Here is a 12,467-nt window from a genome sequence, read left to right as displayed (position 1 = left end):
GCGACACATACCGTTGTTCGTGGTGATACCGTTTACAACATCTCCAAACGCTACAACATTACCCAAGACAATCTGCGCGCATGGAATAACTTGGCCGACAACACCATCAGCATTGGTCAAACCCTCCGTGTGAAACCTGAAGGCTACGTTGCACCTGCAGCTTCTGCAAGCAAACCTTCTACGCCAACAACTACAACCACTGCTCCGGCTCCAAGCACTCCTGCCAATACGCCAACCGTATCTACCGGCAGCAGCCGCAACGTCAGCGGCATCACATGGCAGCGTCCGACTACCGGTAACGTTATCGCTAACTTCGGCGGCAGCAATAAAGGTGTGGATATCGCCGGTACGCAAGGTCAGCCGGTTGTTGCAGCGGCAGACGGTAAAGTCGTTTACGCAGGCTCAGGCTTACGCGGTTACGGCAACTTGGTCATCATCCAACACAACTCCTCATTCTTGAGCGCATACGGCCACAACCAACGCCTGCTGGTTAATGAAAACCAAACCGTTAAACGCGGTCAAACCATTGCGCACATGGGTAATACCGATGCATCTCGTACCCAGTTGCACTTTGAAATCCGTCAAAACGGTAAACCGGTCAATCCAGCAAATTATGTTGCCTTCTAAGCTGATTCAAGCAACCTAATTTCAATTCAATCCCTGCCTAAATGTCATTTAGGTAGGGATTGTTTGTACCGGTTTCTCATGAAATTTCATCTTCTCTTTCTTTATACCCTGCTATTGGGCGGTTGTGCCGCGTTTTTGCCATCATTGGACGAACGCACCCAAAGCAGTTATCTTGACATACCTGCAACGCCGCGGCTGGACAGCGCATTAGGCATTCCTTCTACATCCTCCAAGACCGATGTTTCCCATATCTATCTGCTGAACGATGCCCATGAAGCCTTTGTCGCACGTGCCGCCCTGATTGAATCCGCCGACCATACCCTCGATTTGCAATACTATATCTGGCACAACGACATCTCCGGCAAGCTTCTGTTCAACCTGATCCATCGCGCGGCCGAACGCGGCGTCCGTGTGCGTTTGCTTCTGGACGACAACAACACCAACGGTATGGATGATCTCCTGCTGGCACTCGACAATCATCCCAATATCGAAGTACGTCTGTTTAATCCCTTTATTTTCAGAAAATGGCGTGCACTCGGCTACGTTGCCGACTTTCCGCGACTTAACCGCCGAATGCACAACAAATCGTTTACCGCCGACAACCGTGCCACCATTTTGGGCGGACGCAATATCGGCGACGAATATTTTAAGGTTAACGACGATACCATCTTTGCCGACCTCGACATCCTCGCCACAGGCCGCGTCGTAACCGAAGTTTCCCAAGACTTCGACCGCTATTGGGCAAGCCATTCTGCCTATAACGCGACCAGCATCATCAAGCGGGGAAACCTGCAAAAAGGATTGGCAGAACTCGATTACACCGACCAAGATAAAAACCAAACGCTCATCCGCTACCGTCAAAGCATCGAACACTCCAACCTCTATCAAAAAATGCAGAGCAACCTTATGGAGTGGCAAAGTGTCAGCACACGCCTGATCAGCGATGACCCGGCCAAAGGCTTAGACCGCGACCGGCACAAACCGCCTATTTCTGAACGCCTGCAAGATGCTCTCAAGCAACCTGAAAAAAGCGTTTACCTTGTCTCCCCTTATTTTGTACCCACAAAATCAGGCGTTAAAGCCATAGAAAAGCTAATTCACAACGGCGTGGACGTTACCGTCCTGACCAATTCCCTCCAGGCGACCGACGTTGCCGCCGTCCATTCCGGCTACGTCAAATACCGCAAGCCCTTGCTTAAAGCCGGGGTCAAACTTTACGAGCTCCAGCCCAACCACGCCGTTCCGACCTCCAAAGACCGCGGCTTGACCGGTAGCTCCGCCACCAGCTTGCACGCCAAAACATTCATCGTGGACGAGAAACGCATTTTCATCGGCTCATTCAACCTCGACCCACGCTCCGCACGCCTCAATACTGAAATGGGTGTCGTCATCGAAAGCCCCGAAATCGCAGGCCAAATGCAGCGCACCCTCGTAACGACCACCCCAAGCTACGCCTATCAGGTAACGCTTGGCAATTACAACAAACTATACTGGTATGACCCAAGCGAAAAACGAACTTACGCACACGAGCCCGAAGCCAAGTTCTGGAAACGAGTTACTTCAAAAATCCTGTCCATCCTGCCCATAGAAGGATTATTATAGAGGCCGTCTGAAACAGAAATCATGCGGCCGGAGGAATTCACCATGTCTCGACTCATCTGTAAAACCCTATTTGTTTGTACCACCGGCCTATTGTTGGCCTCCTGCGGCACAACCGGCAAGCATAAATCCCACAAGCCGCAAACAACCGCCAGAAAAGTCCAACCTGTCCGCATTTCCCATATCGACCGCACCCAAGGTTCGCAGGAATTGATGCTTCACAGCCTAGGCCTGATCGGCACGCCCTACAAATGGGGCGGCAGCACGACATCCACAGGCTTTGACTGCAGCGGCATGATCCAATTCGTCTATAAAAACGCCCTCAACGTCAACCTGCCACGCACCGCGCGCGATATGGCCGCGGCCAGCCGAAAAATTCCCGACGGCAAATTAAAAGCCGGTGATCTTGTCTTTTTCAATACCGGCGGCGCACACAAATATTCCCATGTCGGCCTCTACATCGGCAACGGCGAATTCATCCACGCCCCCAGCAGCGGCAAAACCATCAAAACCGAAAAACTTTCCACCCCGTTTTATGCCAAAAACTATTTGGGCGCACATACCTTTTTTACTGAATAAATCAAGGCCGTCTGAAAGGTATCGCAACATCATCGATACCTTTCAATCTATTGCTGATGAGTGGAGCTTGATTGCAAGATAGGTACATGCAAAAATTTACTCATAACAAAGCAATAGTAAAATAACACTCAGTTTTAAAAGCTTAAATCATCTTCCGCCCTGTCATTTTGTAAGTACGAAACCATCAAGGATATATCATGCACACAGAATTCGTTCTCACCCTCCTCAAAACCCTGCAAAACCAAATCTGCGCCGCGCTGGAGCAAGAAGATGGCGAAGCCAAATTTGTGCATGAAGCATGGACGGGGAAACTGGGCATCGGCGAAACACGCGTATTGAAAAACGGCGCAGTATTCGAGCAGGCCGGTGTGAATTTCTCGCATGTAAAAGGAACCAAAATGCCTGCTTCTGCCACGACCCATCGTCCTGAATTGGCAGGCGCGGCGTTTGAAGCCATGGGCGTGTCGCTGGTCATTCATCCAAAAAATCCTTATGTCCCGACCAGCCATGCCAATGTGCGCTTTTTTATTGCCTATCCTGAAAATGCCGAGCCGGTTTGGTGGTTTGGCGGCGGCTTTGATTTGACGCCGTTTTATCCTTTTGAAGAAGATATCGTGCATTGGCACACCGTAGCGCGAGACGTATGCGCGCCATTTGGCGAATCGGTTTATTCTGAATTCAAACAATGGTGTGACGAATATTTCTACTTAAAACACCGTAACGAAACACGCGGCGTGGGCGGCCTGTTTTTTGACGATTTAAACCGTTGGGATTTCGATACCTGCCTGAATTTTATCAAAGCGGTTGGGGAAGGCTATATCGCCGCGTATCTGCCGATTGTGGCCAAACGTAAAAACACGCCTTATGGAGAACGTGAACGCGATTTCCAACTCTACCGCCGCGGACGCTATGTCGAATTTAACTTGGTTTGGGACAGAGGCACGCTGTTCGGCCTGCAAAGTGGCGGCCGTACAGAAAGCATTTTGATGTCCATGCCGCCTTTGGTACGCTTCGAGTATCAATATGTACCGGAAGAAGGTTCTCCAGAAGCACGCCTCAATCAATTCCTTATACCGCGCAATTGGCTGGAAGAAGCCGGCAGATAGTTTTACCTATAAAAGGCCGTCTGAAAAGCGATTCTCACTGGTTGGGACTACCTTTTCAGACGGCCTTTGCTTCAATTGCTTTGAATTTGCATACCTTTGCCTATCATGCTGTTTCATCTCTATAGAGTTTTTGAGACAATGCGCCCATATAAAAATCACCTCACAAACCACACTAAAAAGGAATAATCGGTGAAACGCATTTTCTTATTTATCGCAACCAATATCGCAGTTCTGGTTGTCATCCGTGTTATTTTGGCCATCTTGGGCATCAACAGTACCGACCAAGTCGGCAGCCTGTTGGCTTATTCCGCAGTCGTCGGCTTCAGCGGCTCGATTGTCTCCCTGCTGATGTCAAAAACCATCGCCAAACATTCGGTCGGCGCCGTCGTCATCGACCAGCCCCAAAGCGAAGAAGAAGCTTGGCTGTTGGCAACTGTTGAAGCACAAGCCCGTCAATGGAATCTGAAAACGCCGGAAGTAGCCATTTACAACTCGCCCGAGCCTAACGCCTTTGCAACCGGCGCAACCAAAAACAGCTCGCTCGTCGCTGTCAGCACCGGCCTGCTCGACCACATGACCCGCGATGAAGTCGAAGCCGTTTTGGCGCATGAAATGGCGCACGTCGGCAACGGCGATATGGTAACGCTGACGCTGATTCAAGGTATCGTGAATACTTTTGTCGTCTTCTTGGCGCGTATCGTTTCCAGCATGGTGGCGCGCAACAATGACGGCAGCACTTCGCAAGGTACATATTTCATGGTCAGCATGGTATTGCAGATCGTATTCGGCTTCCTTGCCAGCATCATCGTGATGTGGTTCAGCCGCCAACGCGAATACCGCGCCGATGCAGGCGCTGCAAAACTGGTGGGCGCGCCGAAAATGATTGCCGCCCTGCAACGCTTGAAAGGCAACCCCAGCGATTTGCCGCAAACCATGACGGCAATGGGCATTGCCAGCGAAGCCAAAGATTCTTGGTTCAGCACCCATCCTTCTTTGGACAACCGCATCAACCGTTTGAAAAACCGCTAATCGAAAAACATCAAGGCCGTCTGAAACCTCAATTTCAGACGGCCTTTTTTATTTCTTCAGCAAAGCCCGTTTGATGATAATCATCCAGTCTTTTTTATCCAACAGCGGCCGCTGGTTAAACACGTCATATTTGCAACCGTCCAGCTTCTGCAAAATCAACTGGCCGCCGACGATAATCATGCGCAGCTCAAAACCGATTCGTCCTTTGAGGGTTTTGCCCAACGGCGAACCGGCCTTCAGCATTTGAAAGGCACGTTGGCACTCGTGCGCCATCAATCGTTGAAAAGCAAAGTCGGCTTTGCCGGCCGCAATCTGTTCTTCGCTGACTTTGAACTTCTGCAAATCTTCCTGAGGGATGTACACGCGCCCTTTCTGCCAATCTACCGCCACGTCCTGCCAGAAATTAATCAGCTGCAAGGCAGTGCAAATACCGTCACTTTGCGCCATGCTCACTTCATCGGTTTGCCCGTACAAATTCAGCATAATGCGCCCCACCGGATTGGCGGACAAGCGGCAATAGGCAATCAATTCGCCAAAGTTTTCATAACGGGTTTTGAGCACATCCTGACTGAACGCCGCCAGCAAATCATAAAACGGCTGCAACGGTAATTGAAACGGCTCAATCGCTTCGTTGTACAAACGCTGCATCAAAGCCGTTTGCGTTTTCCCGCCTTGTGCAATGCGGTCTAACTCTGCCTTCAGTTCGTCCAGTTGGCGCAGGCGTTTGGCTGCTTCGGCATTGCCTTCGTCGGCAATATCGTCCGCCGTCCGTGCAAAAGCATAAACGGCGTGAACCGGCTTGCGCAAACGGCGTGGCAGCACAATGGAGCCGACAGGAAAGTTTTCGTAATGATTGACTGACATGGGAAATCCGAAAATTTAAAATAAAGTGTTTTTGCTGACAGGCCGTCTGAAATTCAGACGGCCTTACGTTTGGCCGCAAAGAAATCCTGCAATACGCTTTGGCATTCTTCTGCCAATATGCCGCCCAAAATTGCAGTATGCTTGTTCAGACGTTTGTCGGCAAACAAATCGACCACGCTGCCTGCCGCACCGGTTTTAGCTTCAGCCGCACCATAAATCACGCGCCCGACCCGTGCCTGTATCAAGGCAGATGCGCACATGGAGCAAGGCTCTAATGTGATGTACACGTCGCAATCTTCCAAACGGTAGTTTTGCAAGGTCTTACCTGCGGCGGCAAGCGCGTTGATTTCGGCATGGTGGCTGACATTGTGGTCGCCAATGCAGGTATTGTGTGTCGCTGCGATTACCTTGCCTTGATATACGATGACCGCGCCAACGGGCACTTCGCCCAATGCCGCCGATTGTCTGGCCTGTTCTATCGCCAGTCGCATAAAGGTTTCCATATCGTTTTGAGAAGGGAAAACGGCAACAGGCGGATGGTTTTTCAAGGCCTCGCCCAGCTCCGTCTTTCTCTCCTCGGAAATATGCCGGACATCCATACCTGAAACCAACGCATCCAGTTGCCACAAGGTGCTTTTGGTTACGGTCAAACCCGACGCTTTCAGCAATAGAAATGCGCGGACTGCGCCGATTTCCTGTAAATCTTCCAGTGTACAAATACCCAATTCTTTTAGCGCGGCCAACGTCTTAGGCGCGAGTGGTGGCGTGGTCAGCATGGATTATTCCTGAAAGTGCTGACGCGCCAAGGCTAAGGCCGTCTGAACATAATCGCTGTCTGCGTAAGGATCTAACGTATGCGCCAAAGGAATTTTCCGCAACCAGGTCAACTGGCGTTTGGCAAGCTGGCGTGTGGCGACAATGCCTTTTTCGACAAAGGTATCATAATCGGTTTTGCCTTCGAGATAATCCCAAGCCTGACGGTAGCCCACGCAGCGCATAGACGGCATATCCGCATGCAGTTGCGGATAATCGCGGCGTAAGGCGTGCATTTCATCAAGGAAACCGTGTTCCAGCATATTTAAAAAGCGTTTTTCGATTTGGCGGTGCAACAAATGACGGTCTTCGGGAATCAGGGCAACCGTGCATAAATCCAATAAGGGCGCAGCCTGCTTCTGCTCCGTAAAATGTTCACTCAAAGGCTTACCGGTCAGAAGATAGACTTCCAAAGCGCGTTCAATACGCTGGGTGTCATTGGCTTTCAGACGGCCTGCTGTAATCGGGTCAACTTCCTGCAAACGGCGATATAGGCCTGCCAGACCGTGTTCGTTTTTTTCTGCCTGAAGCTGTGCGCGCACTGCCGCATCCGCGCTAGGTAAGTCGTTCAAACCTTCCGTCAGCGCGTGGAAATACATCATCGTACCGCCGACAATCAGCGGATAGCGACCGCGCGCATGTATTTCGTTCACCAAGCGCACGCAGTCGCCGACAAAATCCGCCGCGCTATAACTTTCCAGCGGCGAGATAATATCAATCAAATGATGCGGTACGGCGGCAAGCTCTTCGGCAGTCGGCTTGGCCGTGCCGATGTCCATGCCGCGATACACCAGCGCGGAATCCAAACTGATGATTTCCACTGGCAACGATTGGGCAATATTTAAGGCCAGTGCGGTTTTACCGCCGGCGGTCGGGCCAAGTACGGCGAAGGCTTTGGGCGCGTTCATAAGAAAACGGAAAAATTAAAAATGCGATTATAGCAAACCCGGGCAAACCATATTTCAGGCCGTCTGAAACATTTGCTCTACATTATCAAAAGCGTTACACTTGCTGCGCCGTTTCAGACGGCCTTTTATATTGATTTCAAACCTGCTGCTGCCGTCATTGCGCCGGCAGTCAAGCCGTCAGCGACACTGCGTCGCTGTAAACACGAAAGAACACACTATGACCGTATCTCCCGTAGCCTTGCGCCGTCAAACCGAGCGCAAGCCGCATCCGACTGCGCGTTATTGGAAAAAATGCGATGTCGAGGCTTTGTTTGGACTGCCTTTCCTCGACCTCGTTTTCCAAGCCGCCGAAATCCACCGCCAAAACTTCAACCCGCGCGAAATCCAACTCTCCACCCTGCTCTCCATCAAAACCGGCGGCTGCCCCGAAGACTGCGCCTACTGCCCGCAATCGGCACACCACAACACCAATCTAGGCAAAGAGCAGATGATGGATGTGGACGAAATCATCGAAAAAGCCAAAATTGCCCAATCGCGCGGCGCCAGCCGTTTCTGCATGGGCGCGGCATGGCGCGGCCCCAAACCCAAAGACGTGGCTGTCGTTTCCGAAATCATCAGCGCGGTGAAAGGCTTGGGCATGGAAGTGTGCGGTACCTTCGGCATGCTCGAAGACGGCATGGCTGAAGACTTCAAAAAAGCCGGTTTGGACTACTACAACCACAACCTCGACACCGACCCCGAACGCTACAACGACATCATCCACACCCGCAAACACGAAGACCGCATGGATACTTTGGGCAAAGTCCGCAATGCCGGTTTGAAAGTCTGCTGCGGCGGCATTGTCGGCATGAACGAAACCCGCGCCGAACGCGCAGGCCTGATTGCCAGCCTTGCCAACCTCGATCCGCAACCCGAAAGCGTGCCGATTAACCAGTTGGTCAAAGTGGAAGGCACGCCGCTGGCCGATGCCGAAGATTTGGACTGGACGGAATTTGTCCGCACCATCGCCGTCGCGCGCATTACCATGCCGCACAGCTACGTCCGCCTGTCCGCTGGCCGCAGCAATATGCCGGAATCCATGCAGGCCATGTGTTTTATGGCTGGCGCAAACTCGATTTTCTACGGCGACAAGCTGCTGACTACGGGCAATCCGGACGAAGACGGCGACCGCCTGCTGATGGAAAAATTGAATTTGTATCCGCTGCGCTTTGAATTGGAAGAAGAATACAAAGCCGCTCAGGAAACGCCCAAAATCAAAGTCGACTATTAATCATCATCATAAAAGGCCGTCTGAAACTTTTTCAGACGGCCTTTTATGATGATTCAACATTAAAACCTTCAATCTTCCGTATCCATTCTTCCTTTTCCGCCTCGTTCAAAAACGAAGCGCGGAATGAATTCGCGCACAAGGTTTTGATTTCTTCCGCACTCAAATCCAAAGCCTCAGCAAGCGCTTCAAAATTGCGGTTCATATAGCCGCCGAAATACGCCGGATCATCGGAATTGACGGTTACCAACACGCCGCGTTGCAACATACGGCGCAAATTGTGTTTTGCCATTTCAGGGAACACTTTTAATTTCAAATTGCTCAACGGGCAAACGGTCAACGGCATTTGCTCTGCAATCAAACGCGCCATCAACGCCTCATCTTCTTCCGCCCGTACGCCATGATCGATACGGCGGACATGCAGCAAGTCCAAAGCCTCGTAAACATATTCCGGCGGGCCTTCTTCTCCGGCATGTGCCACCGTCAACAAACCATCCGCTCGCGCCTGAGCAAACACGCGTTCAAACTTGGATGGCGGATGCCCCAGTTCGCTCGAATCCAAGCCTACGCCGATGATGCGTTCCTTATAAGGCAAAGCCTGATTTAAGGTTTCAAATGCGCTTTCTTCCGACAAATGCCGCAGGAAACACATAATCAAACGCGTACTTATGTCCCATTGCTGCCCGGCTTCATGACAGGCGCGGACAATGCCGTTAATCACGGTTTCAAACGCCACACCCCGCGCAGTATGGGTTTGCGGATCGAAAAATATTTCCGTATGCACGACATTGTCTTCGCGGCAACGCTCAAGATACGCGCGGGTCAAATCGTAAAAATCCACCTCATGCAGCAATACGCCGGCACCGGCATAATAAATATCCAAAAACGACTGCAAATTGTGAAAATCATAAGCCTGCCGTACCGCATCGACATTTTCATAAGGAATCGCTATGTGGTTGCGCTTAGCGATTTCAAACATCAGCTCAGGTTCGAACGTCCCTTCGATATGAACGTGCAGCTCGGCTTTGGGGAGGGCTTGGATAATTTGTTTGATATTCATATTTTCTCTGTTTTTGGTTTATATTTATTTAATATTGAAGGCCGTCTGAAACTTTCAGACGGCCTTTGACTATTTACCTGTTAAAAACCATTTTCCATCATGATTTCGCCGGGGATGCGGTTGCGGTGAATGGCGTAGCCCAAATCCATCAGGGCTTGGAAAGTATCTTTGACCATTGCCGGATTGCCGCAGACCATAAAGCGCGTATCGGCTTTGGTGAACTTGAAGCCGACTTTTTCTTCCAAGCCGCCATCCTTCAGCAATTCGGGAATCCGTTTGCCGCTCAATGCGCCTTCTGTTTCCTCACGCGTGGTAACTGGAACAAAAGTGAATTTATGGAAATATTCTTCAATCAGCGGATGCCCTTTCAAATCAGCAAGGCGCTGGTTGAAAATCAACTCGTCGGCATAAGAGACGGAATGCGCCAAAACCAAACGGTCGAAACGCTGCCAAATTTCAGGCTGCTCGATAATGGAGAGGAAAGGCGCAATGCCGGAACCCGTGCAGAGCATGACCAAGTCTTTGCCGTCGGGGAATCGCTCGGGCAAGAGGAAACCGGTAGCCGTTTTATCCAGCAAAATGGTGTCGCCCTCTTTCATCGCAGCAAAACGTGCCGACATCGGGCCGCCTTCGATTAACACCGCGAAATACTCAAGCGTATCGGCGTATTCGGCAGACACGACGGAATACGCACGCCAAATAAAGCCCTCGCCGTCACGGAAACCAAGGCGAGAAAACTGCCCTGCCGAAAAACGGTAGGACTCGGGACGGCTGATGGCAAAAGTCATCAGCTTAGGCGTATGGTGTTTGATCCACAAGACTTTTTCTTCGGTAAACTTGGCTTCTGGAGAAGCTGCCATAATAGGTTTCCTTGATATTCAGTATCAGTTTCAAATAGGGCTTATTATAAAGATTCAAAAGGCCGTCTGAAATATTTATTTTCAGACGGCCTTTAAGATTATTCACGGCGCAAACGGATACTGATGCCTTTTTGTTCCAAAATCAAATCGTTACCGTCAAAACGATAGTTCCACACGCTTTGTTTGCGCAAAAACGCATCTTCCAGCTTCATGTCTTCACACAGCATCATGTTTACCGCAATATGGCCAAAATCAATTTTGCCCGCTCCGATTACATTCGCTTGAAACATCATACCGTTGCAACCCATATTGCCATGAGCCTTAGGCATTTCGCTGAAATCCAAATAGGCGTTTTTATCCGCCAACTCTTTTTCAGTGAATTTATTGAAAGCGACAACACGCCATTTGGCGGCTAAAGTAGGTTGCGTCGTTTGTTGAGTTTGTACCTGCGCTTTAGAGGCTTGTTCAGGCTGAGATGCTGAAGGAGATGTACAAGCTGCCAAAACTACCATACTCATTAATGCGCCGAATAATGTTTTCATATCCATTCCTTAATCATTGCTAAAGGCCGTCTGAAAAACTATTCACCTTCAGACGGCCTTTAAGCCTTATTTACAAAGTCGTATCCAATGCTTTGGAAATATCGTTCCAAATATCGTCCACATCTTCGATGCCAACCGAGAAACGCAGCAGGCCGACTTTGATGCCCATTTCCATTTTCACATCATGCGGCACGCCGCTATGGGATTGGGAATAGCAATGGTTGACCAGACTTTCCACGCCGCCGAGGCTGGAAGCCATTTTGACCAGTTTCATGTTTTTAATCACGCTATTGGCCGCTTCACGCGTGTCGTTTTTGAGATAAACCGTAACCACGCCGCCGATGCCTTTGGGCATTTGTGCTTGGGCGAGTTCGTAATGTTCGTGCGACGGCAGGCCGGGATAGAACACTTTTTCAATGGCAGGATGGGCTTCCAAACGGCGTGCGATTTCGAGTGCGTTTTGGCAATGGGCGTTCATGCGCAAGGCCAGCGTTTTAATACCACGCAACACCAGCCAACAGTCCATCGGACCTGCAATCGCGCCGGTATGAACCATCATGTCGTGCAAAGGCTGAGCCAGCTCTTTGGTTTTGGCAACGACTACACCCATCAATACGTCGGAATGGCCACACAAATATTTGGTTGCGGAATGGAACACAAAATCACAGCCCATATCCAACGGCTGTTGCAAATACGGCGTAGCAAAAGTATTGTCGATACCGACCAGCGCACCGGCTGTTTTGGCTTTTGCGGCAAGCGCTTTGATGTCTACCAAGCGCAAAAGCGGATTGGACGGCGTTTCCAGCCAAACCAGTTTGACATTGTGTACTTTGAGCAACTCGTCCAAATTATCCGGATTTCCCAAATCGGCAAAAACAACGTTTACACCCCATTTTTGATAAACATCGACCAATAAATCATAAGCGCCGCCATAAATATCGGCGACGGCGACAATGGTATCGCCCGGGCGCAGGAAAGTGCGCCACACGGCATCAATCCCCGCCATGCCGCTGGAAAACGCAAAACCGGCCGCACCATGCTCCAAATCGGCAACGGTATCTTCCAAAACCTGACGGGTCGGGTTGCTCAGGCGCGAGTAGCGGTAAGGCACATTTTCGCCAATCTCGTGCAACGCAAACATACTGTTTTGATAAATCGGCGGCATCAGCGCACGGTTGTGTTCGTCGCAATCGTAGCTGGAATGAATGGCTTT

At 50.5% G+C, this 12,467-nt stretch carries 13 protein-coding genes; 6 read left to right on the top strand and 7 right to left on the bottom strand.

The window, feature by feature from the left end; genetic code table 11:
* From ACTHSP_RS12665 to htpX, 5 genes are all read left to right on the top strand, one after another.
* On the top strand, positions 1-627 hold a 627-nt coding region (locus ACTHSP_RS12665), incomplete at its 5' end, for a peptidoglycan DD-metalloendopeptidase family protein (RefSeq protein ID WP_440346205.1).
* A gap of 78 nt (positions 628-705) precedes the next feature.
* Complete coding sequence (locus ACTHSP_RS12660) at positions 706-2,229, top strand: phospholipase D family protein (RefSeq protein ID WP_314512338.1); 1,524 nt, start codon at positions 706-708, stop codon at positions 2,227-2,229.
* A gap of 42 nt (positions 2,230-2,271) precedes the next feature.
* On the top strand, positions 2,272-2,805 hold the full coding sequence (locus ACTHSP_RS12655; RefSeq protein WP_314512340.1) for a C40 family peptidase: 534 nt from the start codon (positions 2,272-2,274) through the stop codon (positions 2,803-2,805).
* 197 nt (positions 2,806-3,002) lie between these two features.
* Positions 3,003-3,911 (top strand): oxygen-dependent coproporphyrinogen oxidase, encoded by a 909-nt coding sequence (gene hemF / locus ACTHSP_RS12650; protein ID WP_314512342.1) that lies wholly within the window; start codon positions 3,003-3,005, stop codon positions 3,909-3,911.
* Between the two features lie 189 nt (positions 3,912-4,100).
* Positions 4,101-4,940 (top strand): protease HtpX, encoded by an 840-nt coding sequence (htpX, locus tag ACTHSP_RS12645; protein ID WP_070712344.1) that lies wholly within the window; start codon positions 4,101-4,103, stop codon positions 4,938-4,940.
* Positions 4,941-4,988: 48 nt separating this feature from the next.
* Here htpX and hpnC read toward each other — a convergent pair whose 3' ends face one another.
* Genes hpnC through miaA form a run of 3 tightly spaced genes read right to left on the bottom strand, consistent with a single transcriptional unit; the run spans position 4,989 to position 7,525 of the window.
* Positions 4,989-5,804, bottom strand: coding sequence for a squalene synthase HpnC (hpnC, locus tag ACTHSP_RS12640; RefSeq protein ID WP_314512346.1), 816 nt, complete (start codon positions 5,802-5,804; stop codon positions 4,989-4,991).
* A gap of 53 nt (positions 5,805-5,857) precedes the next feature.
* Positions 5,858-6,580, bottom strand: coding sequence for a tRNA adenosine(34) deaminase TadA (gene tadA / locus ACTHSP_RS12635; protein ID WP_314512348.1), 723 nt, complete (start codon positions 6,578-6,580; stop codon positions 5,858-5,860).
* Between the two features lie 3 nt (positions 6,581-6,583).
* Positions 6,584-7,525, bottom strand: coding sequence for a tRNA (adenosine(37)-N6)-dimethylallyltransferase MiaA (gene miaA / locus ACTHSP_RS12630; RefSeq protein ID WP_314512350.1), 942 nt, complete (start codon positions 7,523-7,525; stop codon positions 6,584-6,586).
* 217 nt (positions 7,526-7,742) lie between these two features.
* Here miaA and bioB point away from each other — a divergent pair, with 217 nt between their 5' ends.
* A complete protein-coding gene (gene bioB, locus ACTHSP_RS12625) occupies positions 7,743-8,795 on the top strand; it encodes a biotin synthase BioB (RefSeq protein ID WP_314512352.1) in 1,053 nt (350 codons plus the stop codon).
* Positions 8,796-8,838: 43 nt separating this feature from the next.
* Here bioB and ACTHSP_RS12620 read toward each other — a convergent pair whose 3' ends face one another.
* From ACTHSP_RS12620 to ACTHSP_RS12605, 4 genes are all read right to left on the bottom strand, one after another.
* Positions 8,839-9,852, bottom strand: coding sequence for an adenosine deaminase (locus tag ACTHSP_RS12620; protein ID WP_314512353.1), 1,014 nt, complete (start codon positions 9,850-9,852; stop codon positions 8,839-8,841).
* A gap of 80 nt (positions 9,853-9,932) precedes the next feature.
* A complete protein-coding gene (locus ACTHSP_RS12615; RefSeq protein WP_314512355.1) occupies positions 9,933-10,712 on the bottom strand; it encodes a ferredoxin--NADP reductase in 780 nt (259 codons plus the stop codon).
* Positions 10,713-10,810: 98 nt separating this feature from the next.
* A complete protein-coding gene (locus ACTHSP_RS12610) occupies positions 10,811-11,254 on the bottom strand; it encodes an META domain-containing protein (protein ID WP_314512357.1) in 444 nt (147 codons plus the stop codon).
* Between the two features lie 70 nt (positions 11,255-11,324).
* The coding region (locus ACTHSP_RS12605; protein ID WP_440346204.1) for a trans-sulfuration enzyme family protein at positions 11,325-12,467 on the bottom strand (1,143 nt) is incomplete at its 5' end.

The organism is Neisseria sp. P0001.S005 (assembly GCF_051963715.1).
Note: the sequence above shows the minus strand (reverse complement) of the source record. Positions and strands in the feature narration are given on the sequence as shown.